We start from the raw sequence: 26,182 nt of genomic DNA, 5'->3' as shown, positions 1-26,182 counted from the left end.
TCGCGGCATACGCGGCGCCTCCAGCCTGATTCTTTTGGCTGGGGGCGTTTTTTTGTCTGCTCATTTCAGGATGGCCCAGGGCCAGATCTCACTGAACCCTTACGAACGCCCAAGGTCGATTACCTACACGGCTCACACGAGCCGATTTTCTGGAGCTGACCCATGGATATCATTCGTATCATCATCGCCATTCTGCTGCCGCCACTGGGTGTGTTCTTGCAAGTGGGTTTCGCCGGCGCGTTCTGGCTGAACATTTTGCTGACCTTGTGCGGTTACTTCCCAGGCATCATTCACGCCGTGTACATCATCGCCAAACGCTAAAACCCTCAGCCTTTTGCGATGAGTCGTGAGTTGCGCTCGTTGCGAAAGGCCAGTTGCTCGATGGTCTGAGTGGCGTGTTCGGCCTCTTCCCGCGCTTGCAGGATGATGCCGTGCTGCTCGGACTTGCTGCACACCGGGTCGGCATTGCTCGCGTCGCCCGTGAGCATGAACGCCTGGCAACGGCAGCCGCCAAAGTCCTTTTCCTTCTCGTCGCATGAACGGCACGGCTCGGGCATCCAGTCGTAGCCGCGAAAGCGGTTGAAGCCAAACGAGTCGTACCAGATGTGCTGCATGCTGTGGTCGCGCACATTCGGAAATTGCACCGGCATCTGTCGGGCGCCGTGGCAGGGCAGGGCGGTGCCGTCCGGCGTGACGGTCAGAAAAATACTGCCCCAGCCGTTCATACAGGCTTTGGGGCGCTCTTCGTAGTAATCCGGCGTGACGAAGATCAGCTTGCACGGGTGGCCTTCGGCTTCCAGCTTGGCGCGGTACTCGTTGGTGATGCGCTCGGCACGCACCAGTTGTTCTTTTGTCGGCAATAACCCCACACGATTGAGCTGCGCCCAGCCATAGAACTGGCAAGTGGCGAGCTCGACGAAGTCTGCTTCCAGCGCGATGCACAGTTCGATGATGCGGTCGATCTTGTCGATATTGTGCCGATGGGTGACAAAGTTCAGCACCATCGGATAGCCATGCGCTTTCACCGCGCGGGCCATTTCGAGCTTTTGCGCGAAGGCTTTTTTCGACCCGGCCAACAGGTTGTTTACCTGTTCATCACTGGCCTGGAAGCTGATCTGAATGTGATCCAGCCCAGCCTTCTTGAAGTCGCTGATCTTCTGCTCGGTCAGGCCAATGCCGGAAGTGATCAGGTTGGTATAGAACCCCAGCTTGCGCGCCTCGGCGATCAGCTCGGCAAGGTCCTGGCGCACCAGCGGTTCACCGCCGGAAAAGCCCAACTGTGCGGCACCCATCTCCCGCGCTTCACGAAATACCTTGATCCATTGCTCGGTGCTCAGCTCCTTGCCTTGCTCGGCAAAATCCAGCGGATTAGAGCAATACGGGCATTGCAACGGGCAGCGATAAGTCAGCTCGGCGAGCAGCCACAGCGGCAGGCCAACAGGTGGCTTTTCAGGCAAGGGTGATCCAGTGCTCAGCACGGGCGACCTCCATGAAATCCTCGATGTCTTTGCCGAGCTCAGGCACGCCGGGGAATTGTTTATCCAGCTCGGTGATGATGGCGGCGACGTCGCGCTCGCCGTCGATCAAACCACCGATCAGCGCGGCGCTGTCGTTGAGCTTGATCATGCCTTCGGGGTAGAGCAACACGTGGCCTTTTTGCGCCGGCTCGTACTGGTAGCGATAGCCCTGGCGCCAGGTCGGTGTTCTGCTGCGATCAAAGCTCATAGGGCGATCCCTTTATGCCACACCCGCTGCGCGGTCACGCTGTGATAAGGCGGGCGGTTCAGTTCGTAGGCCATGCTCATGGCATCCAGCATGCTCCACAAAATGTCCAGTTTGAACTGGAGAATTTCCAGCATGCGCTCCTGGCCCTCGCGGGTGGTGTAGTGCTGCAGCGTGATCGCCAGCCCGTGTTCCACGTCGCGCCGGGCTTGGCCCAGGCGGGTGCGGAAGTATTCATAGCCGGTGGGGTCGATCCACGGGTAGTGCTGCGGCCAGCTGTCGAGGCGCGACTGATGGATCTGCGGCGCGAACAGTTCGGTCAGCGAGCTGCTGGCGGCTTCTTGCCAGCTGGCGCGGCGGGCAAAGTTGACGTAAGCATCCACCGCAAAGCGCACGCCGGGCAGCACCAGTTCCTGGGAGCGCAGTTGGTCCGGGTCGAGGCCGACCGCTTGGCCCAGCCGCAGCCAGGCTTCGATGCCGCCGTCTTCTCCGGGGGCGCCATCATGGTCAAGCAGGCGCTGGATCCACTCGCGGCGGATCTCGCGGTCCGGGCAATTGGCCAGAATCGCGGCGTCCTTCAGCGGGATGTTCACTTGATAGTAGAAGCGGTTGGCGACCCAACCCTGGATCTGCTCGCGGGTGGCGCTGCCTTCATACATCGCCACGTGGTACGGGTGATGAATATGATAGAAGGCGCCTTTGGCCCGCAAGGCATGCTCGAACTCGGCGGGCGTCAGCGGTGTGTCAGTCATGTGGTCTGCTCCTACAATTCTATGCTCATGCCGTCGTAAGCCACTTCGACATTACGTCGCACCAGCTCGGCTCGCTCAGGGGAGTCTTCATCGAGGATCGGGTTGGTGTTGTTGATGTGGATAAGCACCTTGCGCTGCTCGGGCAACTGCTCCAGTACTTCGAGCATGCCGCCGGGGCCGTTCTGTGCCAAGTGGCCCATCTCGCGACCGGTGCGGGTGCCGACGCCACGGCGCTGCATTTCATCGTCGTCCCACATCGTGCCGTCCACCAGCAGGCAATCGCTGCCGGCCATGATCTCCAGCAGCGGCGCGTCGACCTTGCCCAGGCCCGGTGCGTAGAACAGTTTGCCGCCGGTGCGCAGGTCTTCGACGATCAGGCCGATGTTGTCGCCAGGGTGCGGGTCGAAGCGGTGCGGCGAGTAGGGCGGCGCGGCGCTGCGCAGTGGCAGCGGGGTGAAACGCAGGTTGGGGCAGGCGGGGATGGTGAAGCTGGCGTCCAGCTCAATGCGGTTCCAGGCCAGGCCGCCATTCCAGTGCGTGAGCATGGTGAACAGCGGGAAGCCGGTGCTCAAATCTTCGTGGACCATGTCGGTGCACCACACCTGGTGCGGGCAGCCTTCGCGCAGGCTCAACAGGCCAGTGGTGTGGTCGATCTGGCTGTCCATCAGGATGATCGCGCTGATGCCGGTATCGCGCAGGGCACGGCCGGGTTGCATCGGTGCAAAGCCTTGCAACTGCGCGCGGATATCCGGCGACGCGTTGCACAGCACCCAATTGACGCCATCGTCGGAGATCGCGATGGATGATTGAGTACGCGCCAGGGCCCGCAGGCTGCCGTCGCGAAAGCCTGCGCAGTTCACGCAGTTGCAGTTCCACTGCGGGAAGCCACCGCCGGCGGCGGAACCTAGAATCTGGACAAACATGATCGCTCCATCAGCAAAGCTCAAAACAAAAACGCCCCGGACGAGCCGAGGCGTTGTATTACTCAGCCAATCAACGGCTGGCGAAGTACATGGTGACTTCGAAACCAATACGCAGATCAGTGTAAGCAGGTTTGGACCAAGACATATTTATACTCCTACGAAGGGATGGGACGTTCAATACTCATACATATAGTCCACCTCCAACCGGAGATGTTCAGAGGTGTGCGTATGGATGTTACGCAATTCTTTTCAAGTTAGCGCTGTCTTGGTGGCAAAAGCCTTTTGCAGGGCCAGCAATGATCAGCCTGCCGCGTGCCAGGAACCCTTGATGGACGGGCCGTTGGCCACACAGCGCCAGCCGCCAGCAGCGTCGTTGAGTTGCCGTGCGGCGTGCTGCAAATCCTCGCGTGTACGGGTTTGGATCAGTTGCTGAAGCGGCTCCAGATAACCCGACGAATGGTCGGCCAACTGCGCTTGCCAGAGCAGTTCGGCCGCTTGGGCGATGGGTAATGCCTGGGCAGTGAATTGCTGCGCCAGGGTCTGGTTGCCCAGGTCGGCACTGTTGGCGATCAACGCCGGCAGTTGCGCCAGGAAGGTCTGCAGGTGTTCGAAGATCCCAGCCAGGGAGACGCTTGGGGATTGCACGCCGAACAGCAGGCCGGTTTGCCCGTTGATCTGTCGGATGCCGCTGAATACGGCGTAGCCGACTTGCAGTTCGACCCGCAGGCGTTGGTAAAACGGCGCGTGGAGCAGATGCCCGAGCAGTCGCCATGCCGCTTCATCGGCCAGGGTTTGGGTTGGCGTTGGGCAAAACAGCAGCAACGCGGCTTCGCTGGAGTCGGTTTTCACTGTGTGCCAGAACCGCTGGCCGTCGAGGCTTTGGCGCGTGTATTCAAGGCTTGCCGGCTGGCCGGGCAATCGCACTGCTGCGGTTTTGATCGCCGCTTCACACGCGGCGGGCAAACCGATTCCCAGACCTTGCCAGCGCGCGGTGCTCCATGGCGCTGACGTCTCGCTGGCTCCCGAACTGCCGACACAACAAGCAGGCAACGCCTTGAGCAATTCCCGAATCGCAATCATCGGCGTTGATGTGGAAGGCGACGGCAGTTCATCGGACCGGCTCAGGTTAAGCGCTAGCGCTTCGACCACGGCCGGCATCGGTTCGTGAAGGCCGACCATTTTCACCCGCCACTCATTGGCGAGGGTCTCGAAAGACAATTCGATTCCAGCCTGGCGAGCATGCTCACGCAACGGCTGTAATGGGTTTTCCAGCCCGGCGGGCACGCCGCCATCAAATCGCCAATGCAGATACAGCGCGCCCTCATCCGTGTCATCCGCCAAGGCTTGGCTGAAGGTCAGCGCCGACACGTCTCGACGTCCCCGCGAGCGATCCTGGGCAAAGGTTCGCAAGCCACGGTGGGCGCTGGTCTGGCCGCGAATCAGGCCGGCGCGCTCTTCTTTGACCGGTGGGCGCAGGAATGGATTGTTGGGCGGCAATTGCCAAGCGTGCTGGGGAGGTGGCAGGTGCAGTGAGTCGAGCAGGCTCTTCAGGGCTGCGATGCCCGGCCCCGACAGGTCTTCGCTGTCGTTGCGAGCCAGTGCCAGGGCGCCTTGGACCTGCTGCTGGCGAGCGTTCAGCAAGGCGAACTCTTCTCGCAACAGCGTCCAATCGCTCTGTGCGAAAAAGCTCAACCAGTCGTGCAACAACACTTTGGTCTGAGTAACCGACTCGCCTTGAGTGACGAGGGTAAAGTCGATATCCAGCAGCGCTTGCCCGGCGAAGTGATACAGCACGGATGCTTGCAGTGCGCTCGCCAGCTTTCGCGCTTTCAGCTCCGCCAGCAAACCGCCGGGCGCCGAGGCGTTGAGCCAGGTGCAGAGAAAATCCAGTGCTTGGCGGGGTACGTCACAGGCAATGACGTGGTGCAAGTGATGATTGGCGGCGTGTTGATAGGCGCGTGCTGCGCCTTGCATCAGTGCGGGCGGTTCGGCCTGGGGGTGCAAAGGCCCCGAGGCTAATGCTTCGCTGAATTGCTTCGCCAAGGCTTGCAGTTCATCCAGCGGCTGCGGGCCTGCAAGGCTCAAGGTCATCTGTGCGCTTTGGTAAAAGTGCGCGTGGAATTCCCGCAGTGCTTGCTGAAATGCCTCACGCTCCACCGGCAAACTGTCGCGATTGCCCGCGTGAAAACCGCGCAGAGGATGATCAGCCGCCAAACCCTCCAGCAGCGCAACCTCCTGCTGCGCCTTGGCATCCTGGGACCAGGCGATAAACTCCGCGTGCACCACTTCGCGCTCACGCAACTGATCTTCAATCGCCAAGCACGGGTGGGCCAGCATGTCCGCCAAGCGCTCCAGCCCATCGGTAAAGGCCGCCACCGGCAGTTCAAAGAAGAAGTCGGTGGTGCGTTCGCGGGTGCTGGCGTTGACCTGCCCACCGTGGCGTTGCACGTAGGCCATCAAGCCTTCGCTTGTGGGAAAGCGCTCGGTGCCGAGAAACAACAAATGCTCAAGAAAATGCGCCAGCCCCGGCCAGGCCAAGGGCACGTCATGGCTGCCAGCGGCCACGCGTAAAACGGCAGCGCAACGCTTCAGGCGCGGCGCATGGCGCAGGGAAACCCGCAGGCCGTTGGCCAGGGTCAGGTGAAGGTGGTGAGGGTGGGCCGGCGCAGGCATGGGCACTTCCGAAACGTAGGATGTGGCCATGTTAACAAACCGCTGACAAACCGGCTGGGTCAGGGCTTATGCAGTGCGCCGTACAACTCCGGGCGACGGTCTTGCAGGTAGTGATTGGCGGCGCGTGCATCAAGGATCGACTGGCGATCCAGCTCCCCGACGATCAAGGCCTCATCCAACCCGGCCTGGGCGATGCGCTGGCCATTGGGCGCAGCAATGCTGCTTTGCCCGCAATAGTGAATCTCGCCTTCCTGCCCGCAGTAATTGGCGTAAGCCACATAACACTGGTTTTCAAAGGCCCGCGCACGCACGGTCACGTCGGCGACAAAGTCGAACGGCACCATATTGGCGGTGGGCACCAGGATCAACTCGGCGCCGGCCAGGGCCAGTCGACGGGTATTTTCCGGAAACTCCAGGTCGTAACAGATCAGGAAACCGAGCTTCCAGCCGTTCAATTCCACCAGCGGGAAAGCATCTTCCCCGGCACTGAACATCGAGTGGTCCAGATCGCCAAATAGGTGGGTCTTGCGGTAGTTGCAGAGGCGCTGGCCATGGGCGTCGATCAACTGCACGGCGTTGTAGATCTGGCCATCCTCGGCCCGCTCCGGGTAGCCGTACAGAATCGCCAGCCCGGCGCTTTTGGCAAGTGCAGCTATCGCCTGTGCCGAGGCGCCATCCTGTGCTTCAGCCAGCGCGCCAACGGCTTCGGCGCCGATGTTGTAGCCGCTGAGAAACATCTCCGGCAGCACCAGCACATCGGCATCCGACGCCTCATGCGCGAGCTGGTGCAGGCGCTTGAGGTTACCGGCTACATCCAGCGGCAGCGGTGGGCATTGGTACAGGGCGACGCGCATACTCAACTCCTTAATCGGCCAGGGCGATTGGGCCGATTTCGTCAAATACATCTCCCGGCCCTGGGTTCTGCGGATGCGTGCTGCCGCCGAAGTGGGTCATGATGCCCCACACCGCGTTCAGCGAGGTTTGTACCGCGCCTTCCACCCAGGCGGGTGTCCAGGAGACGTCGTCACCGGCGATAAAAATCCCACGTTGTTCGGCGGGCATGTCCTTCTGCATGAAGTGCGCATACATCCGCTGGTTGTAGCGATAGTGGCCGGGCAACGCGCCTTTGAAAGCCCCAAGGAAATGCGGGTCGGCTTCCCAGGACACCGTGATCGGGTCGCCGATGATGCGCGCCTTGATATCGACTTTAGGGTAGATCTTCTTCAGCGCATCAAGGGCCAATTTCACGCGCTTGTCGATGGGCTGCGGCAGCATTTTCAGCGCGTCGCTCATCCACGAGTACGACAGGCAAATCACGCCCGGCTTGTCGTCACCATTGTCGAACAGATAAGTGCCACGGGTCAGGCGATCGGTGAGGGTCATGCTCATCAAGTCGCGGCCGGTTTCCGGGTCTTTGTCTTTCCAGAACGGGCGGTCAACCATCACGAAGGTTTTCGACGACTGCATATAGCGGGTGCGATCCAGTGCCATCCACATTTTCTGCGAGAACAGGGTTTCGTCGCATTCGATCTGGGTGGTCAGCAGCCAGCTTTGGCAGGTGGTCAGCACGGCGGCGTATTCACGCGTGTCGCCATAGTTGTCGGTCACGGCAAAGCGGCCATCGGCGGCGTGGGCAATACGGCTCACACCGGCCCGTGGCGCACCGCGATGCAGCGAGCTGAGGCTGGTGCCGGCGGGCCAGTGCGCACAACGTTCCGGCACATGGCGCCAAATGCCCATGGGCACTTGCGCCACGCCGCCGACCACCAGGTGCTGGTGGTCGTCGCAGTTGGTCATCACCACGCGGAAAATTTCCAGCATCGAGTTAGGGAAGTCCGAGTCCCAGCCGCCGGTGCCGAAACCCACTTGGCCAAACACTTCGCGGTGCGCGAAAGACAGTTTGGCAAACGCCTTGGAGGTGGCGACGAAGTCATAGAACGTGCGGTCGTCCCACAGCGGCACCAGCTTGTTCCACAGCTCTTTTAGGCGTGGCACGTCGCGGTCGCGGATGGCTTGCTGGATATCACCGAACTGCGAGCCGGCTTCCAGCGCATCGGCCCAGGCGTCAGCGACTTCCTGGAACAGCACCGGCAAGTCAGAGAGTTTTTGCGCGTAGTGGGTCTGGCCTTCGAGGTCGACCACGGTGCTGCCGGAGGCCGGCGTCAGCGGGTTGGGGAAGGGTTTGGTCTCCAGGCCCAACTTGTCCACATAGTGGTAGAACGCGGTGGACGACACCGGAAAACGCATGCCGCCCAACTCGGCGATGATGCCCTCGGCCCCTTCAAACGCCTGGGAGCGCAAACGGCCGCCCATCTTCGAGGCTTCGTACACCACGGGCTTCAGGCCCAGCTTCATCAGCTCGTAAGCGGCTACAAGGCCCGCGATCCCGGCCCCGACAATCGCCACTTCCGCGCCATGGTTGGCCGCGGGGATGCTGCCCAGGCCAGCCGGGTGTTCGATCCAGTCATCAAAGGCAAACGGAAAGTCCGGGCCAAAGATGGTGATAGGCTTTTTACCGTCGGCGGGGTGGCGATGGGTCTTGCTGATGGTGCTGGACGGAATGCTCATGGCTGACCTTACTGACGACTCGGCGGGAGGTGGCCCGTTGAGTATAGGAAAAGATGGCAGCCAGTTTAGGCAGCGTAGCGTTCGTTATTAAGACTCAATGTGTCGTCGGATTGAGCTGTTTTTAGTCAGAGTGACGAACGTGGTGGTCAGATTGGCTGCCCGCGATCCAATTTGTTACTGAGGATGATCGAAGTAGTGGTTTTCTCCACACCGTCGACACTGCCGATCTGGTCCAGCAATTGATCCAGTTGCTCCGGCGAATCCGTGCGCAGCCAGGCCACGTAATCGAACTCGCCACTCACCGCACACAACTGCTGCACCTGCGCCATGGCACTCAGCCTGCGCAGCACTTCCTTACCCGAGCGCGCTTGCACGGTGATCCCCACATAAGCCTGCAAACCGCCATCGACCACCCGCTGCCCGAGGCGCACGCCATAACCGGTAATCACCTGGGTTTTTTCCAGGCGCGCCAGGCGCGACGTCACCGTAGTGCGCGCAATACCCAACTGCCGGGCGAGCATGGCCACGCTTTCGCGGGCGTTGATCTGCAAGGCAGCGATCAGTTGACGATCGATTTCATCGAGGACGGGCAAGGGGAGCTCCAGTGCGGGCGGCAATGGGTCGCCATGTTACAGGCTTGCGCCCGTCTGGAGCGGTGCGATCTGCGAGATTAAAGCGGCTTGCATACTTTCGCAGCGGCGGCATCGTTCGGGATAAACGAGTCCGGCGTGCCAGGCTTGAGCACTACGTAGCCACGACGCCATGGTTGGTCGTCAACCAGGTTCCAGCGATGGCCGGTGCCGGTGTTGTCTTCAGCGACCAGCACTTCACCGGGGTGCAGGGTGAATGTCTCGCCGCCTCGGGTAGCAAAGCAGTTGGGGACAATTAACAAATCTTTCATTGCAGAAAAGTGCGAGAGGGCCAGCGTTCCCCATTTCCAAACGCCAGACACACAAAAGCCGCGCAGTGCGCGGCTTTCTTGTTTGGTGGGCCCAGTAGGACTCGAACCTACGACCAAGGGATTATGAGTTGCTGGGTGAGCAGATATGCTTAGAGAAAGCGTCCGAAGGTGAACGTAGGTTGGCATAGCTGGAGGGCCCGTAGTTACTGGTGTTGAGCGTAATTCAGAGAAGGTAGCTCAAGCTGAGAACTGTACCGTGGTTGTACTGATTTCGCAGCCTTTGAGGCTCGCTCCACTATGCAGTTACCCGAAACCAAGGGGAAACAGCTGGACTGATCGATCCCGATGCTCCGGCTCTTAAGCCGGAGCATTCTCCTTGAGGCCAGCCGTATCCCTTGGCAGACGTAAGCACATGTTCAATGAAGCGGGCGATTCACGGAGCGCTGGAGGGCATCACCTGTGGCATATGTGCATACCCCGCCGCTGCCACGAACTGCGGAAGTCGCCACAACTGACCGTTCGCGCCCCACGTCCCATCCTCTACGTCGCTGACGATGATGGAGGTCACCAGCCGCTGTGCTTCAGGTACCGGCACGATCTCCACGATCGCCTGATGCACTGCTGCGGCATAACGCGCACGATGCGCGTCATCCAGCACACCGGCTGGGGCCAGGATCTGCACTAGGCATGGTACAAACTGGCTGAAGTCGTCGCTGCCGCCGCAGCGCCACAGGCCCGCAGGAATCTCCTCGGCGATCACCCAGCATAGACGGCGCTGACGCGGGTCCGGTCCCAGCCCACTGCACTGTGTGGCTGCCGCGTCGACGGCGGTGAGCATCCGTTCACGCTGCTGCGCACTCAGTGCGCCGGCAGGGGTCTTGATGAAAATAGTCGGCATTGATCACAGCTCCTGTGGGAAAGAACCTCCATTAAAGAGCACGACCACCGCGAGCAACAGTGGCCGATTTGCCGTAAATCATGCACTATCAGTCAATGTACGATTTCACTCTGGTGGTGCCCCAAGGCGCCTTCGCTTCTAGCGTCACCCTTACCCTGGATCTACTGGCCACGGCCGCCAAGCTTGCGTCCCGGGTAGGTGTGGTCGCGCCACGCTGGCGCGTGTGTGGCATTAGCGCCGGTACCCTAGAGTTGGCCGGCGGCCTGCAACTACAGGTCGCAAACCTGCCCGTCCAAACGAACAAGCACGACTGCTGGATCCTGCCTGGGCTGGATGTAGACGACGCCGCGCAACTCAGAGTACGCATGGCCCAGCCGGACGTCGCACCACTGGCTGCAGCCCTGCGTCGTCACGCCGAGGCTGGCGGCAAGATTGCCGCTTCGTGCTCGTCCGTGTTCTTGCTCAACGCCGCCGGACTGCTGAATGGGCGCTGCGTCACCACCACCTGGTGGCTGGCATCCGCGTTGCGTCACGCGGCTCCTCAGGCACGCGTGGAACCGGACCGCATGGTGCACGCCGATGGTCCGCTGATCACCGCAGGCGCAGCGCTGGCCCATGTGGACCTGCTGCTGTATGTACTGCGCCAGAGCTTCGGTGAGCGGCTGGCCGCGATGATCGGTCAGGCACTCCTGGTGGAGCGTCGACGCCTGCAGTCGCCCTATATGTCCCCGACGATGATGGCGCCCGAGAACGGTCTGATTGCCCAACTGACCGCGCATATTGCGCAGACAATTCCAGCGCCGGTGACAGTGGGCGCGCTGGCTCTCAAGGCGAACGTATCCACGCGCACGCTCAACCGGCAGGTCACCAAAGTGCTAGGCTACGGGCCGCAGCAACTGATCCAGTCGGTGCGATTGAACAAGGCGCGCGTGCTATTGGAAGGTAGCGGACTTTCGGTAGAGGAAGTGGCTGCCGAGGTGGGACTAGGAGATGCGGCGACCCTACGACGGTTGCTGCGCAGGTGGCTGGATGTGATGCCGAGTCAGATCCGTGGGGAGGGGATTGCCATTGGCAGTTCCAGGCCCTTGTCGCGTCAGTGAACAGCCGAGGAGATCCTGGAAACCAGTCTCGCAGTCATAGACAAGCAGCCCTGGCCGACCAGCAGTCGTAGCTGGAAGAAGCCGAACGTCGAGGATGAGGTGTTAGCAAACCGCCACCTGAGACTGACTGTGCATGCGGACGGCGTTGTTTGGTCATCTGACACCTCGATCTGGCGGGTATTCTCGCCTAAATGGGTGTCCAGTTTCATTAGACCACTACACTCAGCCTATCGCTAGGGGTAGGTCAAGGGCTCCGCCCGCCGTGCCTGCCCCGCAGCCAGTCCGGCAAGTTCGGACACGGGATGCAGCCGAAGGGGTTACCCAAGCGGAGCGCGGAGCTCCAGGACAGGCGTTCAAACATTCCCATCGTTTGGGTTTCTGACGGAGCAAGTGTCTCCTTCGGTGCCTTACTGGGGAGAACCTCGGTTAGACTAGTGGTTCTTCAAGGAAGCTTTTCAAAGGAGTGAATCGGTGCAAACCAACCAAACCGTCAGTTGCCCACATTGCATGAATAACGTCCCTTGGGGCGCATCAGTTTGTAGAGGCTGTCATGCGGAGATTTCCTATGGCACGCCTGGGACGATTACCATCTTTTTTATTGTCGTTTCGGTGGCGGCAGGTTGGTATGCGGCGAAGCTCGTTCACGATCACCTCTCTACCAATTCGACGCTCCTCTGGGTTGTGTTCGGGGTAGTGCTCGCACTGGTAGGCATTCTGTCCATCAAACTTTGTAAGCGTCTTTACACAGGCAAGACTTGGTTTCGACGGATCTACCGGACCAAGTGACCATCCGGCTCAGGATGGTATTAGACGCATTAGTCATCAGACAAAATGCTGAAGTCGCCTTGTTTTTCTAATTGTCGGTTAGGTTCATAGCGTTGACGTTTTTTCCTACCCCATCTCCCGCGCCCTTCCCGTAAGCGAGAAGGGCGTGAGTTTCTCTTGGTTTACTGAGGTTTTGGGCCGTCTGGTAGTAGCGCTTGAGATATGTCGTCAACGATCGCCTTGCCCATTTTTCCTAGATAGTGCGAGGCGAACGCATAGTGTTCTCCCCCAGTATCCATGGCGGCTTCAAGGGAAAGAACCTTCGCGTAGTAGAGCAGGTGGGACGCGTGCTCCAGTGCTTCCCGCATCGGCACGCCGGCGTTGACGCGCAGCACTTTCATATCGTGTTTGTTCTCTCCGCAGTCTGCGAAGGTCACTGCTCCAATGGTGCTCACTTCCTCCACATTGCTCATTGGGCATCTCCGGATTGTGTTGCACGTTGGATGACGTCATAAACGGGCATTTTGTAGCGTAAGAATCGCTGACCGGATTTCGCTCTATGAGCAAATTCCTCGTGGAATACATCAGACGTGCCGGTGGCTACCTGCATTTTGATAAGCTCCATAAAATATGTTGTTTAAAGGTGTACGTACGCGACCTTTAATTTAGGTCGCATTCGTACACCTGTCAAGAGGGGTCTATGGAGCTTTTTGAGAAATTGAGAGAAATCCGCCGCGCGGAAGGGCTGACGCAGGTTCAGTTGTGCGAAGCCACCGGGATCAATCTTTCAACGTGGAAGAGTTATGAATTGCAGCGCCGTAAGGAGGTGAGTTCGTTGGAGCTGCTGAAAATCACCATGCACCCACAATTCAAGAAGTACACCTTGTGGCTGATGTGTGATGAGACTGCTTTGGGGTGTGGGCAGGTCAGTCCGGTTTAGATACTTAAGCGTTGAAGGCGCGAGACAAGCCCGCCCAGAGGTGGGGCTCATTCGGAGGAGGGCCGATGAAATTCCCAGTGGTAGTACATAAAGACGCCGATTCGGACTACAGCGTAACCGTGCCCGATGTACCCGGTTGCTTCTCGGCGGGCTCTTCGTTCTCCGAAGCATTGGATAATGTCCGGGAGGCGCTGGCGTTGCATCTTGAAGGGCTGGTTGCCGACGAAGAAAAGCTTCCCCAGGCACAAGAGGTCGATGCTCACTTGGACAACCCGGACTATGTCGGTGGCGTCTGGGCGATAGTCGAATTTGACCTCACGCCTTACCTGGGTAAGTCGGTCCGGTTCAATGCGTCTTTACCGGAGCAGTTGTTGCACCGCATTGATGAGCGCGTGCAGAAGGATCATCGCTACGCATCGCGGTCAGGTTTTCTGGCGACGGCGGCGTTGCGCGAATTGGCGGTGTGAATCAAACGCCAGACACACAAAAGCCGCGCAGTGCGCGGCTTTCTTGTTTGGTGGGCCCAGTAGGACTCGAACCTACGACCAAGGGATTATGAGGCATGAGATTACTTAATTCTGTGTAACACTATGGAACGCTAAGGCCAGTAAATACAGGCGTCTAAGCCTGATTTATCGTTTCGTGACATTTCCCAAAAAACCCTTATATTGCTGGCATTCGTTGAGCAATTCGTTAAGCGGTTTGAGGGGCTGAAAGTGGCGCAGAAACTGGCTCACAGCAAAATCACTGCCTTGAAAAAGGGCACTTTGTCCGAGGCTTTGGACGTGAAGGGCTCCGGTTCACTGATCTTTGAACGTAGGATTAGTGGAATATTGGTCTACCTGTCTCTGCGCCGTGACGGTAAGCAAGAGCGGCTCAAGCTAGGCGGCTACGATGATCGAGCCCTAGTCGATTGGCGTACCTATGCCGCTGCTAGGTCGCTGGAGGTGCGGGAGTTCTCTACCATTGAGGATTACCAGGTCGCCCAAAGTGAGCGCCAGCGCACCGTGCAGCGAGCCGCCAATCTGGAGGCCAGGCAAGGCACTTTTGCGCAGTTGCTCGACGCCTATGTCGAGGATATGGAAAGACGCGGCAAGACCAGCGCCAAGGAAGTGCGCGGCGCTCTAAAACTGAATGTGCTAACCCCATTTCCTGAGCTATCCACCCGCAAGGCTAAGGAGGTCGAGCCCGGTGATATTGCCGAGCTTCTGCGCCATTGCCTAAACCGGCCTGTCGCCAGCAAAGGGCGCGGGGTACGGCTGACCAAGGCCAACGCCACCAACGGCAAGAAGCGCCAAGCGGACAAGCTGCGCAGCTATCTGCAAGCGGCATTCTCCTTTGGGCTGGCGAACGACCTTAACCCACTGCGTGCCGGTGACGCCGTTCAATATGGATTGAAATTCAATCCAGCGCGTGACGTACCGACCATCGAGGGCGCTAACCAGGCTAACACTTGGGCACTGACCAAGGATGAATTGAGGGCTGCCGTTCTCGCTGTCGAGGACCTACCTGAGCGTCGCCGTGCTATCGCCAAGGCCATGCTTTACCTAGCCGGGCAGCGCGTGGAAATGCTCTGCCGTGTTACCTGGCAGGACCTATACGACGATGGCGAGCATGGCCCGGTAATGCGTTTGCTGGATCTGAAAGGTGGCAAGGGCACCCCGCCGCGTGAGCATCTTCTGCCAATGGTCGAACGCCTGGGCGAGATTATGGCCCCGTTGCTAGCCCTGGAGAGCGAAGGTAAAGCCCCTGGCCCGTTCTCACTGCGCGGCAAAGTGACGATTGCGCCGGGTACTGCACTGGATATTTTTCAGGATCTGGGTGAACGCCTGGCGGGAGAGGGCAAGGCCCGCCGTTTCACCTGGCGCAACATGCGCGCAACTATCGAAACCCATTTGGCAGCCCTGGGCGTGAATCAGGAGCGCCGTGCCTGGCTGTTATCGCATGGTCGGAGCGGGGTACAGGCAAAGCACTATGACCGTTGGAACTACCTACCGGAAAAGCGTGCTGATTTGGACGGGTGGGCGCGCTACTTGGATGAGCTTGTGGGAGTCGTGCCTGCTGGAAACGTGGTGCAACTGAGGGGTAGGCATGGTTAGCAGGAATAAGAGTCTTGAAAAGAGAATGGCGGTCATGCGCAAGCCTGGGAGCTACTCCGATGTGGTTTATGGGTTGGAAGGTTATTTATTTGGTTATTTGGTGAAGGAGAAAGGTGCGACTCCTGATATTGCTCTTTCAGGACTCGCTCATGACTTGGCTAGATGTAATGCAAGGCCTTTTGCTGTTTGGTGGGAATTTGAGGATCAGGGATTGCCGAAAGGGGGGGTGGTGCCTGAAGAGTTCGACTTTGACCACCAGATGCACTTGAAAAAGATTAGAGACTCTGCGGATACGCTATATAAGCTCTTGAATGAAAGGAGAACACCTTTAGAGTTGAGTTCTGCAATTGGTGCGACGGAGGCCATGTTTCTGACCCCCGCAGGAACAGTCGGAAGTCGAACGCTGGAGAGATCGCTTCTGTGTCGGCTTGGTGATTTAATTTCTTTAATACCAGATGTTAAACCCACTGAACTCGCTCAAAAGGTTAAAGGCGGGAACATGATTCGGCAGGAGGCCATTCGCGCATTGCTTGCCATTTGGGCGCGGGCGGGTGATGGCGAGCCGAAATTTCAGCGAAAAGGCTCGTTAGGTGGAGCAACGGGTCCATTTGCTGAATTTTGCGATGGAGTCTTGAAAGCGGTAGGTATTAAGACAAATGGCTTGGAGGCGCTGATTAGAGAGGCCGAGGAAATTTGGCGAGAAGGTTCAGCTTCTTAATCCCCATCTAAGAACGATGGTGCCAATGCTGCTGGCGTACGAATCTGTGAGGGAGGGCAGGTAGCTGCCATTACTACCGCGAACAATCGGCCTGACTTTTCAACCGGCATAATGTCAGACACCTACAAACACCGGAGAGCCTACATAAACGGGCCCTCATCACTGCTAAGGAGAGCTTGCGCCATGACTCACATCCACAAAACTATAGGGGCCCTTTTGCTCCCGATAGCTGTTTTGATCTCTGACTATGCTCTCGCCGAAAATCAGGATTGCCTCAACGGCTATGAATTTTTGAAGTCCCAAAGAAAGGGTGATGGTATAGCGCTGCCGCACACGGGGCTAGAAATGAACTCTCAATATGATACTCACCAGGTTTGTTACAGGGGCAAGGACGTTACCCAGTGGGCGGCTGGCCTTGGAATGGAGATTACATCCGGCAGCAATGGCTTTTTTAAGAATGGGACTGTTGCCATTGTTACAGCACACGAACGGCTGGAGGACGGTCGAGGTTACTGGGCAGGTGACTACAAAGCCGCGCTTATCCTACTTCGAGTAGATGAAGAAACGGGCGAGCTGAAACGCACTATGCTTGCGACTCAGAAGCAGGACAATGATCCGACAAAGACAATTGAGGATTTTCACTTAGCCGGCTATGACGAGTTCAACAAGGTTGTATATTTCGAAACTCCGGCTTTTGCTACTGCTAGCGCAATATACTCTTTTCCGGTCTTCCCTGTACTTCAAGGTGAGAAACCGGTTCTCAAGTATTTTGGGCCGGGTAGAATCGATCTCGTGATGTTTGACTTAGGGACTAGTAACGCTTCAAGAAATATTGGAAACGTGCTGGTCTGGCGAGATGAAATTTTTCCAGATCGCGGTAGGGATGAGGTTTTGTATCTGATTAATTCTGCTGGAAAGCAGATCTGTAAAGTCGACTCTACCGACCCGGGATACCGATTTAACCCCGTCTGCATAAATCATTAGCATAGTGATGATTGCAAGTGCGGTACGTCCGACCTCAGCTTTGAGGGGAGGGCTGGTGTGTTGACTAGAGGATTGATGGAAAGGTAATCAATCGCTCACCAATCCATCAAACGACGAACCTTTTTAAAAACTTTTAGATGGGGCCTCTGCTAACTATGTGAGGCTTCATGAAATGAACCAATCAACCGACACTATTTACCGCAACAAAGCCGCCGCAGATTACCTGGGCGGTATCTCGCTTGTGACCCTTTGGCGTCTTTCCCAGACCGAGGGCTTCCCTCGCAAAATCAAGCTGAGCACCCGTGCCGTGGGCTATCGCAAGTCCGAGCTTGATGCCTGGCTGGCTACCCGTCAGGGCGAGGTGGCCTAAATCATGAACAAAAAAAAGGCTGACCAAACGGCCAACCATAATCACTCACCTTGCCATTCTACTAGCGCTTTCGCTCAACGTGCCCGCATTCTTGAGCGCCTACGCGAAGGCCCAGCCGACACCCTGTCTCTTCGTTGTGATTTGTCTGTCTTAATGCCTGCGCCGCGCGTTCTTGAGCTTAAACAACGCGGCTTTGATATCGAGACGCACCGCATATCAACTATCGACGAAAACGGAACCGTCCACCACGGCGTGGCGCTGTACGTATTGCGAGAGGTGGCCAAATGAATATGGCCGTTGAGCTTGACGACGATCCGTTTAGCCCCCCCGACATTGGCAATGTACCCGCTAGAGACGAGCTACCAATAGAAGCGTATGCGGGGGCGTCTAATGCCGAATTTCAAGACCGTCACGGGCATTATGATGACCTGCCAATAGGTAGGGACTCCAATACGCCGACAAAGGCGACTGAGCCGTCTGCCGAGCTTGTAGCTGATGGCGATCCGCTTGCCAACGAGACGAGTACCGCGCCTCCTGTTGAGCGGTTGTATGACTTTGGGCTGCCACCCAAAACTCAACGACTAGGAATGTACGATCAGCAAATAGCACGTATGAGGGGGCCTTTAGAGCCAAGGACTGTACCTAGCCGACCATATTTTCCTGAGACTCTGGAGCCGTGCCCCGAGCCGCGCCCGTTATTGCCTGAATTGGAGGCCGCAGAGCCCTACCCTATCTTGGCGTTGCCGCCCCTTATGCGTGATGCCGTCCAAGCCATTGCTGAGCATGTACAGGCACCGTTGGCGCTGGCTGCGCAGTGCGTTACCGGCGCGACTGTCTACTTGGCGCAGACCCGTGTTAACGCCCCGCATATTAACAACCCTGATGGTATGCCTTGCTCACTGTTCACGCTGACCTTGGCCGACTCTGGCGACCGTAAGAGCGAATGTCGGCGCTTGGCTTCCAAGACGATAGACGAGGCCGAAAAGAAGGTCCGTACCGATCACAAGAAAGCCTGCGAGGAGATGGACTCGTTTGCACGGGGACTTAAAGGCAAAGAGCTAAAGCAGCACTTAGCGGATAACCCACGGCCAGCCGACCCGCGCACGCAATACACCGATGCCACGTTTGAGCCGATTGCCGGGGCATTTATTCGCGGTATGCCTGCTGCAAGTTGGGACACTGATGAGGGGGGGCAGGTGCTGGGCGGTGCATCGCTCAAAGCAGACACCCGCGCCGCAACCCTGGGCGCCTTGGTCAAAGCGTATGACACTGGAGGCTTTGAGCGCACTCGGTCACAGGGCAACGAGGAAGGCTCCGGCGTTGCCTATCACCGCCGCCTGAGCCTTAACCTGCTGGCGCAGGCAGTGACGGTGCGTGACGCCTTGGCCGATCCGCTGTTGCGTGGTCAGGGCTTCTTGCCGCGCTTTCTGTTCGCCAGCCCAGCCAGTATTGCCGGGACACGCGTTCTCACTGCTGAGCAGTTAGGCCGAAAGGCGTATACCGACACACGACTACAGCGCTACTGGGCGCGTTGTGAGGCTATTGCAGCAACCCCCCAAGCAATTGACTACGAGACAGGCGAAGTTAAGCCGCCCGTGCTGCAATTGACCCCTGAAGCCGAACAGGATTGGCTTGAGTTCTACAATGAGGTTGAGGGCGAGCAATCCTCCCTCGGTAAGTTCGCCAATCTGCGCCCCTTTGCTGGCCGCGCTGGTGAAATTGCCCGCCGCGTAGCTGCCGTATTTGCCTGCTTTGAAGGTAAGACCGAAATTGACGAAGAGTGTATGTGCCGTGCTGCTGCGATAGTCCGCCACTCACTTTCAGAATGGCGGCGGTATACGGACAGTGCTGTACCTGACCCGTTACTACAGCAGGCAGCAGCGCTAATGGGGTGGCTACGCGATCCGAGGCGGGCTGATGACTGGAAAGAGTTCCACCGCGACAAGCTGGGCAAGTCAGGGCCGCCCACCACCCGCAAGAGTGCCAGGGAGCGCGACCGATTGCTCGCCGTGCTGGCGGCGCATCACCACCTGCTAACCACTGACGGCAAGCACTTCAGCATTAACCTGTCTGCGGAGGCTGAGGATTTTGAGGAATCTGCGGAAAGCCAGTAATACCGGGCCTTAGTGGTTGAGGAAGTTTTGCGGAAAAGTGCGGAAAAAGGCTGCATCGCTAAAAATCCTCAACCTTCCGCAAACTTTCCGCAGTCGCAAACCTAGCAATGGCGGGGCTTTCCGCAAAATCCGCGAAATCCTCAGTATTCAGGTAGGGCAAGCCCTTGAGGCCCGAACAATTCCTGAGCAATCCTCAGGCTCAGGCTCAGGTACGCATCGCACGCGCGGGACGATCACAAAGACACCAACCAACGGAGCGCGACCAGTGACCAACGATCAAGCTGAACTGCGCAAGCTGTGGGTAAAGCACAACAAGGTGAGCAAGGCCATAACGCTTGCCTGGCTTGCCGCAGGAATGCCACACGGACAACTCTTTGCCCTGCCGTACCCCGATGAGCTACGCGGAATGATTTGCGGGGCTAAGATTCGGGCGGGTACGCCATGTAAGCGCCGTGACCTATACGCCAGTGGCCGTTGTCGTTTGCATGGTGGCCTATCTACCGGGCCGAAGCGTAAACCGACAGGCGCCCCTTGGGGAGTGCTAAGGCCGACCCCATGAGACCCTGAGTAATCATAAGGGTCAGGGCACGCATCGCGCGCGCGCGCGTAGTGGTCGCCTATTTCCAACCAAACCTGGCAGTTGCTGGGCTTTTTTGTGCGTGTATTGAAAGCATCCGGCGAGAAGTGGCACTCAAGTGCCGATGACGGGTAGCCGCCAGCATTCGTTTAGCAGTTCGTTAGAAATTTGAGTCTATAAATACAAACGGCCTACTCAAAAATGACGTAAGCCGTTGATTTTATTGGTGGGCCCAGTAGGACTCGAACCTACGACCAAGGGATTATGAGTCCCCTGCTCTAACCAACTGAGCTATAGGCCCTCAGTAGGTCGCGGATTATAACGATGGTTTCCCCACTGTGCCATCCGAAAAGTCTGAAACTCTCATATGAAGAAAAGCCTCGGCAAAAAGCTCGGGCGGTAGGGGTAGGCTGACGATGTAGCCTTGCATCTGTTCACAGCCTTCGGCGGCGAGGAATGCTTGTTGCGCGGGGTTTTCCACGCCTTCGGCGATGATGGTGAATTGCATGCTGTGGCCTAGGGCGATGATGGCGCGCACGATGGCGGCGTCGTGGGGGTCGTCGGGCAGGCCGCGTACGAAGGATTGGTCGATCTTCAGGAAGTCCAGCGGCAGGCGCTTGAGGTAGCTGAGGGATGAATAGCCGGTGCCGAAGTCATCAATCGCCAGTTGCACGCCCAGGCGTTTGAGTTGGTGCAGTACTTCCAGTGCTTCTTCGGCCTGGCTCATGATGAAGTTTTCGGTGATTTCCAGTTGCAGGCAGCCGGGCTCCAGGCGGTAGTCGCGCAGGAGCTGTTCGATGCGTGCGAGCAGGCCGGGGTGGCGCAGTTGGGCGCCGGCAAGGTTGACCGACAGTGGGCCGAAGTCATCGAAGGCTTCTTTCCACTGGTGCATCTGACGGCATGCCTGTTCCAGTACCCAGTCACCGATCTGCAGGATCATGCCGTTCTCTTCGGCCAGGGCGATGAAGTGTTCAGGCGGCACATCACCAAAGGTCGGATGGTGCCAGCGAATCAGGGCTTCGGCGCCGATCAGTTCCTGGGTGATCAGGCTCAGCTTCGGCTGGTAGTACAAAAATAACTCTTCACGCTCGATGGCGCGGCGCAGTTCGTGTTCCAGGGCCACGCGTTCGTTGGCCTGGGCGGTGAGGTCTTGGGTGTAGCTTTCGACGCGGTTGCGGCCCTTGGCCTTGGAGCGGTACATCGCCGCGTCGGCGTTTTTGACCAGGGTGGCGACGTCGGTGCCGTCCTGTGGGTACAGGCTGGTGCCGATACTGGCGCTGATAAAGAACTCGTGCTCGCCGGCCTGGAACGGCGGGGTGAAGCAGGCGAGCAGTTTATTGGCCAGGTGCTCGGCATCGCTGGCGTGCTGCAGGCCGGGCAGCAGGATAATGAATTCGTCGCCGCCCAGGCGAGCCACGGTGTCGACGTCGCGCAGTTGGTCTTTGAGGCGCACGGCGATGTCTTTGAGCAGCAGGTCGCCGACGGGGTGGCCAAGGCTGTCATTGATGTGTTTGAAACGGTCCAGGTCGAGGAATAGCACCGCGCCTTGGTTGCCGCTTTCTTGCTGGCCATTAAGTGCCGCCTGCAGCCGGTTTTCGAACAGGGTGCGGTTAGGCAGGCCCGTCAGTGGATCATGATGCGCCTGGTAGTCGAGGCGCGCCTGGGCATGCTTGAGGCTGGAGATGTCGGCAAACACGGCAACAAAGTGGGTGATCAGTTGCTCGCGGTTGCGCACGGCACTGATGGTCAGCCAACTGGGGTACAACTCGCCGTTCTTGCGGCGGTTGGAGATCTCGCCCTGCCAATGCCCCTGGGCGGTCAGTTGGTGCCACATGGCCGCATAGAACGCGCTGTCATGCAGGCCGGAAGCGAGCAGGCGCGGCGTACTGCCGAGGGCTTCGGCTTCGCTGTAGCCGGTGATTTCGCTGAAGGCGCGGTTGACGGCGCTGATGTTCTGCCGGGTGTCGGTGATCAATACGCCTTCGGCCGTACTTTCGAACACCGTCGCGGCCTGTTGCAGCTTTTCCTGCATGAATTGGCGTTCGGTGATGTCCCGGGCGATGGTCAGCATGCAATCTTCATCGCCGATGGGCAGTGGGCGGCTGGACACTTCACAGAGGCGAATCTGGCCGTCGTTGCGGCGTATGTGGCAGACGAAATCGCGGACAAGCCCGTCGCGCTGCATCAGTTCCAGCATGTGTTTGCGTTCGTTGAGGTCGACCCAAATGCCCAGTTCCAAGGTGGATTGGTCGAGCGACGTTGCGCTGGTGAACCCGGTCAGCCGGCTGAAACCGTCATTCACTTCAATCAGCAGCCCATCGCGCTGGCGGCTGAGCAGCAAGCCATCGGGTGAGGCGTGGAAGGCCTTGGCGAATTTCTCTTCGGAGGTTTGCAGTTGTTGCTGGGTTTCCTTGAGCGGGGTGATGTCACGCACCACCACCACCAAGGCTTCGGTGGTGTCGAGTTGGAATGGCTCTGCCGAGATCAACCCGGTAAAGGTTTGGCCGTTGCTGCGCCGAAAAGGCATTTCCAGGTTGCGGATGCTGGTGGTCTGCACCCGTTGCAGCAGGTCGGGACCGACGCCTTGAATGCCCCAGATATCTAGTTCGGTGGCGGTTTTGCCCACCACGTCTGCGGCGCTCAGGCCGATCTGGTCCTCAAACGCCTTGTTGACCTCCAGCAGGCAGCCATCGGACAAGCGCGCAATCACCAAGATGTCAGGGCATTGCTGGAACACCGAGGCAAATTTCTCCTCGGACAATTGCAAGGCTTCTTCGGTGCGCTTGGCTTCGCTGATATCGATCATCAGGCCGCGCAGTACTGGCTCATGCCCGTGCTCGATGAGGCTGACAATGTCGCGCACCCACAAGCAGCGGCCGTCGGCGGTGATTACCCGATAATCGACGCTGTGATCACGGTTGGCGCGGGTTTCCTGGTAGCAGTAGGCCTCGGCACGTGTCAGGTCGGCGGGGTGGATGATGTTGCGCCAGAAGCCTGGAATCAGCCAATGCGCACGCGGGTAGCCGAGCAAGTCTTCGGCATGGGGCGACACGTAGCTGTAGGTGAAATCGGTGATGCTGGCTTCCCAGGCGATGGCGGACAGTCTCTCTACCAGGCCGCGGTAGTGGTATTCGCTGCTACGCAGTTCTTGCTCGAGGGCCACCCGGCGGGAGATTTCCGAGCTGAGCCGGCGGTTGATCCGAATCACAATGGCCAGCACGGTGCTCAGCAGCAGCACTGCCGGTAGGCCGTACATCAGCAGGTCGGACCAAAACGTGCGGTGATCGGTGATGCTGCCGACCCAGTGTTGCTGGATGGCGTCGGTTTCGCTGGGGCTGAGGTCGGCGAGGACCTTGTCGAGGATGCCCACCAGCATTTTCTCATCCCGCGGCACGCCCATTGCCAGCTGATAGCGGTAGGGCGTTTCGCCGCTGACGTATAAACCATCGAGCTTGAGCTGGCGCAGGCTCCAGACGCTGGACGCGAGGTCGCCGACCACGGCATCCACTTCGTCGGTGGCCAGGGCTTGCAGCGTCGAGCTGACGTTGGGCAAAGCCACCAGGTTGAGGTCGGGATGGTGGGTGCGCAGCAATTCATGGGGGGCGTAGTTTTCCACTACGGCGATCTTCAGCCCGTAAAGGTCCTTGAGGTTGCGCGGTTTCGCGCCGCCTTCATGGGCGAGGATGACAATAGGGAAATCCAGGTACGGGCGCGTAAAGGCCAGGAAGCTCTGGCGCTCCGGCGTGGACATGATGCCGGGCAGCAGGTCGAGCTGGTTGTTTTTGGCCTGCTCAAGCACGGCGGTCCAGTTGACCGGCTCGATCAGCTTGATTCTGACGCCCAGGCGGTCCTGGATCAGGCGGATGTAATCAGCGGCCAAGCCCTGATAGCGGCCATTTTCATCACGGTATTCGAAGGGTGGCCATGAGGCGTCCACCCCAAGGCGCAGCTCCTGATGGTCCGACAGCCAGCCACGCTCTTCATCAGTAAGAGTCAACGCGCCAGCCGTTGCGGTCCAGGTCAGCAGCGACAGCAGTATCACGGTCGGCAGTCTGGGCATAACGGTCTCGTTATGGCACGGGGAATGTTTCGAGTGTAGACGGGCATTGCGGGGGAGGGGGGCGCGGCAGTTAATCTATAGAAAGTAATCGGCACAAAGCAAAACCCCCGGCCTGGGCCGGGGGTTTTGGTATCACTCGTCGAGGAAGGAGCGTAGATGCTCGCTTCGCGTCGGGTGGCGCAACTTGCGCAGCGCCTTGGCTTCGATCTGACGGATCCGCTCGCGGGTCACGTCAAACTGCTTACCGACTTCCTCAAGGGTGTGGTCGGTATTCATGTCGATGCCGAAACGCATGCGCAGTACCTTGGCTTCACGGGCAGTGAGGCCGGACAGTACGTCGCGAGTCGCTTCTTTCAAGCTCTCAACAGTGGCGACATCGATAGGCGACTGCATAGTCGAGTCTTCGATGAAGTCACCCAAGTGGGAGTCTTCGTCATCACCAATCGGCGTTTCCATGGAGATCGGCTCTTTAGCGATCTTCAATACCTTGCGGATTTTATCCTCAGGCATTTCCATGCGTTCGCCCAGCTCTTCCGGGGTCGGTTCGCGACCCATTTCCTGCAACATCTGCCGGGAAATACGGTTGAGCTTGTTGATGGTCTCGATCATGTGCACCGGAATACGGATGGTGCGGGCCTGGTCGGCGATCGAGCGAGTGATCGCCTGACGGATCCACCAGGTGGCATAAGTCGAGAACTTGTAGCCGCGACGGTATTCGAACTTGTCCACAGCCTTCATCAAGCCGATGTTGCCTTCCTGGATCAGATCGAGGAATTGCAGGCCACGGTTGGTGTACTTCTTGGCGATGGAGATCACCAGACGCAAGTTCGCTTCAACCATCTCTTTCTTCGCGCGGCGGGCCTTGGCCTCACCGATCGACATGCGACGGTTGATGTCCTTGATCTCGGCAATCGTCAGACCGGTTTCGGTCTGCAGCGCAGTCAGCTTCTGCTGGCAACGGATGATGTCGGGCTGCAGGCGACCAATGGCTTCGGCGTATTTTGCCTTGCCCTTGGCCAGTGCGTCGGTCCAGCTTTCGTCAACTTCGTTGCCCGGGAACTGGCGCAGGAAGTCAGTACGCGGCATGCGTGCATCACGTACACAGAGCTGCATGATTGCGCGCTCTTGGGCACGCAGACGTTCAAGGGCACTGCGAACACGCTCAACCAGGCCTTCGAATTGCTTCGGCACCAGCTTGATCGGCATGAATAGCTCAGCCAGGGCTACCAGCTCGGCGATTGCCAGCTTGTTGCCACGACCGTGCTTTTTCAGGGCCTTGCGGGTGATTTCCATTTGATCGGAAACCGCACCGAAACGCTGGGCAGCGACGATTGGGTCCGGGCCGCTTTCGACTTCATCTTCGTCGTCGGTGCTGGCTTCAGCCTCGTCGTCATCAGTGTCGTCGTCAGCTTTAACCGCCTTCGGGTCGACTGGCGGCGGTACTTCGGCGGCAGGCGGCGCAATGCCGTCGTCCGGGTCGATGTAACCGCTCAAGACGTCAGACAGGCGACCACCTTCGGTGGTGACGCGGGTGTACTCGGAGAGAATGTGGTCAACCGTGCCAGGGAAGTGCGCGATTGCGCCCATCACTTCACGGATGCCCTCTTCGATACGCTTGGCGATTTCAATTTCGCCTTCGCGTGTCAGCAACTCGACCGTACCCATTTCGCGCATATACATGCGCACAGGGTCCGTCGTGCGACCGATATCGGTCTCCACTGCTGCCAACGCTGCTGCTGCCTCTTCGGCCGCCGCTTCGTCGGTATCGGCGTCGGCCAGCATAAGGGAATCCTTATCTGGCGCAACCTCGAATACGTTGATCCCCATGTCATTAATCATGCGGATGATGTCTTCCACCTGCTCTGGATCTGAAATATCCTCAGGCAGGTGGTCGTTGACCTCCGCGTAAGTCAGGTAACCCTGCTCACGACCGAGTGTGATCAACTCTTTGATACGAGACTGCTGTTGCGCTTTTCCGGACATAACACCCTATCCACTGAAGGTCTTGGCGGGCAAAA

At 58.5% G+C, this 26,182-nt stretch carries 25 protein-coding genes, 1 tRNA gene and 1 pseudogene; 12 read left to right on the top strand and 15 right to left on the bottom strand.

Annotation, left to right across the window (positions count from 1 at the left end; all coding sequences use genetic code 11):
• Positions 1 to 162 precede the first annotated feature (162 nt).
• Entirely contained in the window at positions 163 to 321 is a 159-nt protein-coding gene (locus KZH41_RS28435; RefSeq protein WP_010207008.1) for a YqaE/Pmp3 family membrane protein, read from the top strand.
• 5 nt (positions 322 to 326) lie between these two features.
• On the opposite strand, the gene pqqE is transcribed toward KZH41_RS28435, so the two are convergent.
• The 11 genes and pseudogenes from pqqE to KZH41_RS28380 all read right to left on the bottom strand — a co-directional run bounded on the left by pqqE (position 327) and on the right by KZH41_RS28380 (position 10,437).
• Positions 327 to 1,457, bottom strand: a complete 1,131-nt coding sequence (pqqE, locus tag KZH41_RS28430) for a pyrroloquinoline quinone biosynthesis protein PqqE (protein WP_053258335.1) — start codon at positions 1,455 to 1,457, stop codon at positions 327 to 329.
• The gene (pqqD, locus tag KZH41_RS28425; protein ID WP_094949468.1) at positions 1,450 to 1,725 is read right to left on the bottom strand and encodes a pyrroloquinoline quinone biosynthesis peptide chaperone PqqD; all 276 of its coding nucleotides are present in this window, start codon (positions 1,723 to 1,725) and stop codon (positions 1,450 to 1,452) included. The genes pqqE and pqqD overlap by 8 nt, the downstream gene beginning before the upstream one ends.
• Positions 1,722 to 2,474 (bottom strand): pyrroloquinoline-quinone synthase PqqC, encoded by a 753-nt coding sequence (pqqC, locus tag KZH41_RS28420; RefSeq protein WP_242153037.1) that lies wholly within the window; start codon positions 2,472 to 2,474, stop codon positions 1,722 to 1,724. Before pqqC ends, pqqD begins: the two co-directional genes overlap by 4 nt.
• Before the next feature lie 11 nt (positions 2,475 to 2,485).
• Positions 2,486 to 3,397, bottom strand: coding sequence for a pyrroloquinoline quinone biosynthesis protein PqqB (pqqB, locus tag KZH41_RS28415; RefSeq protein ID WP_083356453.1), 912 nt, complete (start codon positions 3,395 to 3,397; stop codon positions 2,486 to 2,488).
• A gap of 70 nt (positions 3,398 to 3,467) precedes the next feature.
• On the bottom strand, positions 3,468 to 3,542 hold the full coding sequence (gene pqqA, locus KZH41_RS28410; protein WP_009045898.1) for a pyrroloquinoline quinone precursor peptide PqqA: 75 nt from the start codon (positions 3,540 to 3,542) through the stop codon (positions 3,468 to 3,470).
• Between the two features lie 155 nt (positions 3,543 to 3,697).
• On the bottom strand, positions 3,698 to 6,070 hold the full coding sequence (pqqF, locus tag KZH41_RS28405) for a pyrroloquinoline quinone biosynthesis protein PqqF (RefSeq protein ID WP_263275139.1): 2,373 nt from the start codon (positions 6,068 to 6,070) through the stop codon (positions 3,698 to 3,700).
• 59 nt (positions 6,071 to 6,129) lie between these two features.
• The gene (locus KZH41_RS28400) at positions 6,130 to 6,924 is read right to left on the bottom strand and encodes a carbon-nitrogen hydrolase family protein (protein ID WP_242153034.1); all 795 of its coding nucleotides are present in this window, start codon (positions 6,922 to 6,924) and stop codon (positions 6,130 to 6,132) included.
• A gap of 10 nt (positions 6,925 to 6,934) precedes the next feature.
• Positions 6,935 to 8,617, bottom strand: coding sequence for a flavin monoamine oxidase family protein (locus KZH41_RS28395; protein WP_242156135.1), 1,683 nt, complete (start codon positions 8,615 to 8,617; stop codon positions 6,935 to 6,937).
• Positions 8,618 to 8,784: 167 nt separating this feature from the next.
• Positions 8,785 to 9,231 carry an Lrp/AsnC family transcriptional regulator gene (locus tag KZH41_RS28390; RefSeq protein ID WP_078734923.1) on the bottom strand — a complete coding sequence of 149 codons (447 nt, stop codon included), beginning with the start codon at positions 9,229 to 9,231 and terminating at the stop codon, positions 8,785 to 8,787.
• A 77-nt stretch (positions 9,232 to 9,308) separates the two neighbouring features.
• A pseudogene (locus tag KZH41_RS28385) lies at positions 9,309 to 9,509 on the bottom strand (hypothetical protein); the annotation flags it as partial.
• A gap of 463 nt (positions 9,510 to 9,972) precedes the next feature.
• The gene (locus KZH41_RS28380; protein ID WP_263274086.1) at positions 9,973 to 10,437 is read right to left on the bottom strand and encodes a tautomerase family protein; all 465 of its coding nucleotides are present in this window, start codon (positions 10,435 to 10,437) and stop codon (positions 9,973 to 9,975) included.
• A 95-nt stretch (positions 10,438 to 10,532) separates the two neighbouring features.
• Here KZH41_RS28380 and KZH41_RS28375 point away from each other — a divergent pair, with 95 nt between their 5' ends.
• Positions 10,533 to 11,537, top strand: coding sequence for a GlxA family transcriptional regulator (locus tag KZH41_RS28375; RefSeq protein ID WP_214912479.1), 1,005 nt, complete (start codon positions 10,533 to 10,535; stop codon positions 11,535 to 11,537).
• 471 nt (positions 11,538 to 12,008) lie between these two features.
• Positions 12,009 to 12,323, top strand: a complete 315-nt coding sequence (locus tag KZH41_RS28370) for a hypothetical protein (RefSeq protein ID WP_263274085.1) — start codon at positions 12,009 to 12,011, stop codon at positions 12,321 to 12,323.
• A gap of 161 nt (positions 12,324 to 12,484) precedes the next feature.
• Here the strand turns inward: KZH41_RS28370 and KZH41_RS28365 are convergent, their stop codons facing one another.
• Entirely contained in the window at positions 12,485 to 12,775 is a 291-nt protein-coding gene (locus KZH41_RS28365; protein ID WP_263274084.1) for a DUF3077 domain-containing protein, read from the bottom strand.
• A 227-nt stretch (positions 12,776 to 13,002) separates the two neighbouring features.
• Here KZH41_RS28365 and KZH41_RS28360 point away from each other — a divergent pair, with 227 nt between their 5' ends.
• The 9 genes from KZH41_RS28360 (at position 13,003) to KZH41_RS30595 (ending at position 20,086) form a co-directional block, all read left to right on the top strand.
• Positions 13,003 to 13,242, top strand: coding sequence for a helix-turn-helix domain-containing protein (locus tag KZH41_RS28360; protein ID WP_263274083.1), 240 nt, complete (start codon positions 13,003 to 13,005; stop codon positions 13,240 to 13,242).
• 65 nt (positions 13,243 to 13,307) lie between these two features.
• Complete coding sequence (locus KZH41_RS28355) at positions 13,308 to 13,709, top strand: type II toxin-antitoxin system HicB family antitoxin (protein WP_263274082.1); 402 nt, start codon at positions 13,308 to 13,310, stop codon at positions 13,707 to 13,709.
• A gap of 201 nt (positions 13,710 to 13,910) precedes the next feature.
• Positions 13,911 to 15,341 carry a tyrosine-type recombinase/integrase gene (locus KZH41_RS28350; RefSeq protein WP_064454404.1) on the top strand — a complete coding sequence of 477 codons (1,431 nt, stop codon included), beginning with the start codon at positions 13,911 to 13,913 and terminating at the stop codon, positions 15,339 to 15,341.
• The gene (locus KZH41_RS28345) at positions 15,334 to 16,059 is read left to right on the top strand and encodes a hypothetical protein (protein ID WP_263274081.1); all 726 of its coding nucleotides are present in this window, start codon (positions 15,334 to 15,336) and stop codon (positions 16,057 to 16,059) included. The genes KZH41_RS28350 and KZH41_RS28345 overlap by 8 nt, the downstream gene beginning before the upstream one ends.
• A 183-nt stretch (positions 16,060 to 16,242) precedes the next feature.
• Entirely contained in the window at positions 16,243 to 17,043 is an 801-nt protein-coding gene (locus KZH41_RS28340) for a hypothetical protein (RefSeq protein ID WP_263274080.1), read from the top strand.
• Positions 17,044 to 17,215: 172 nt separating this feature from the next.
• Positions 17,216 to 17,413 carry a helix-turn-helix transcriptional regulator gene (locus KZH41_RS28335; RefSeq protein WP_064454401.1) on the top strand — a complete coding sequence of 66 codons (198 nt, stop codon included), beginning with the start codon at positions 17,216 to 17,218 and terminating at the stop codon, positions 17,411 to 17,413.
• Between the two features lie 3 nt (positions 17,414 to 17,416).
• Positions 17,417 to 17,701 carry a helix-turn-helix domain-containing protein gene (locus KZH41_RS28330; RefSeq protein WP_237140868.1) on the top strand — a complete coding sequence of 95 codons (285 nt, stop codon included), beginning with the start codon at positions 17,417 to 17,419 and terminating at the stop codon, positions 17,699 to 17,701.
• Between the two features lie 464 nt (positions 17,702 to 18,165).
• On the top strand, positions 18,166 to 19,527 hold the full coding sequence (locus tag KZH41_RS28325) for a DUF3987 domain-containing protein (RefSeq protein ID WP_167353712.1): 1,362 nt from the start codon (positions 18,166 to 18,168) through the stop codon (positions 19,525 to 19,527).
• Between the two features lie 355 nt (positions 19,528 to 19,882).
• A complete protein-coding gene (locus KZH41_RS30595; RefSeq protein ID WP_082896000.1) occupies positions 19,883 to 20,086 on the top strand; it encodes an HGGxSTG domain-containing protein in 204 nt (67 codons plus the stop codon).
• Positions 20,087 to 20,328: 242 nt separating this feature from the next.
• Here KZH41_RS30595 and KZH41_RS28320 read toward each other — a convergent pair.
• From KZH41_RS28320 to rpoD, 3 genes are all read right to left on the bottom strand, one after another.
• Positions 20,329 to 20,405, bottom strand: a tRNA-Ile gene (locus tag KZH41_RS28320).
• Between the two features lie 15 nt (positions 20,406 to 20,420).
• Positions 20,421 to 24,164: a bifunctional diguanylate cyclase/phosphodiesterase gene (locus KZH41_RS28315; protein WP_263274079.1), complete on the bottom strand. Its 3,744-nt coding sequence runs from the start codon at positions 24,162 to 24,164 to the stop codon at positions 20,421 to 20,423.
• 132 nt (positions 24,165 to 24,296) lie between these two features.
• Positions 24,297 to 26,147: an RNA polymerase sigma factor RpoD gene (gene rpoD, locus KZH41_RS28310; protein WP_242153024.1), complete on the bottom strand. Its 1,851-nt coding sequence runs from the start codon at positions 26,145 to 26,147 to the stop codon at positions 24,297 to 24,299.
• Between the last annotated feature and the right edge of the window lie 35 nt (positions 26,148 to 26,182).

Source organism: Pseudomonas sp. YeP6b (genome assembly GCF_025642995.1).
Lineage (GTDB): Bacteria > Pseudomonadota > Gammaproteobacteria > Pseudomonadales > Pseudomonadaceae > Aquipseudomonas.
This window is presented reverse-complemented; position numbering and strand designations above follow the sequence as displayed.

Bases quoted from the DNA above. Each gene is read 5' to 3' on its own strand.
- pqqD (WP_094949468.1), bottom strand. From the start codon at position 1,725: ATGAGCTTTGATCGCAGCAGAACACCGACCTGGCGCCAGGGCTATCGC.
- KZH41_RS28375 (WP_214912479.1), top strand. From the start codon at position 10,533: ATGTACGATTTCACTCTGGTGGTGCCCCAAGGCGCCTTCGCTTCTAGC.
- rpoD (WP_242153024.1), bottom strand. From the start codon at position 26,147: ATGTCCGGAAAAGCGCAACAGCAGTCTCGTATCAAAGAGTTGATCACA.
- KZH41_RS28335 (WP_064454401.1), top strand. From the start codon at position 17,216: ATGAACCAATCAACCGACACTATTTACCGCAACAAAGCCGCCGCAGAT.
- pqqF (WP_263275139.1), bottom strand. From the start codon at position 6,070: ATGCCTGCGCCGGCCCACCCTCACCACCTTCACCTGACCCTGGCCAAC.
- KZH41_RS28340 (WP_263274080.1), top strand. From the start codon at position 16,243: ATGACTCACATCCACAAAACTATAGGGGCCCTTTTGCTCCCGATAGCT.
- KZH41_RS28435 (WP_010207008.1), top strand. From the start codon at position 163: ATGGATATCATTCGTATCATCATCGCCATTCTGCTGCCGCCACTGGGT.
- KZH41_RS28380 (WP_263274086.1), bottom strand. From the start codon at position 10,437: ATGCCGACTATTTTCATCAAGACCCCTGCCGGCGCACTGAGTGCGCAG.
- KZH41_RS28330 (WP_237140868.1), top strand. From the start codon at position 17,417: ATGAACAAAAAAAAGGCTGACCAAACGGCCAACCATAATCACTCACCT.
- pqqC (WP_242153037.1), bottom strand. From the start codon at position 2,474: ATGACTGACACACCGCTGACGCCCGCCGAGTTCGAGCATGCCTTGCGG.
- KZH41_RS28325 (WP_167353712.1), top strand. From the start codon at position 18,166: ATGCGTGATGCCGTCCAAGCCATTGCTGAGCATGTACAGGCACCGTTG.
- KZH41_RS28400 (WP_242153034.1), bottom strand. From the start codon at position 6,924: ATGCGCGTCGCCCTGTACCAATGCCCACCGCTGCCGCTGGATGTAGCC.
- KZH41_RS28360 (WP_263274083.1), top strand. From the start codon at position 13,003: ATGGAGCTTTTTGAGAAATTGAGAGAAATCCGCCGCGCGGAAGGGCTG.
- KZH41_RS30595 (WP_082896000.1), top strand. From the start codon at position 19,883: ATGCCACACGGACAACTCTTTGCCCTGCCGTACCCCGATGAGCTACGC.
- pqqB (WP_083356453.1), bottom strand. From the start codon at position 3,397: ATGTTTGTCCAGATTCTAGGTTCCGCCGCCGGCGGTGGCTTCCCGCAG.
- KZH41_RS28365 (WP_263274084.1), bottom strand. From the start codon at position 12,775: ATGAGCAATGTGGAGGAAGTGAGCACCATTGGAGCAGTGACCTTCGCA.
- KZH41_RS28315 (WP_263274079.1), bottom strand. From the start codon at position 24,164: ATGCCCAGACTGCCGACCGTGATACTGCTGTCGCTGCTGACCTGGACC.
- KZH41_RS28355 (WP_263274082.1), top strand. From the start codon at position 13,308: ATGAAATTCCCAGTGGTAGTACATAAAGACGCCGATTCGGACTACAGC.
- KZH41_RS28345 (WP_263274081.1), top strand. From the start codon at position 15,334: ATGGTTAGCAGGAATAAGAGTCTTGAAAAGAGAATGGCGGTCATGCGC.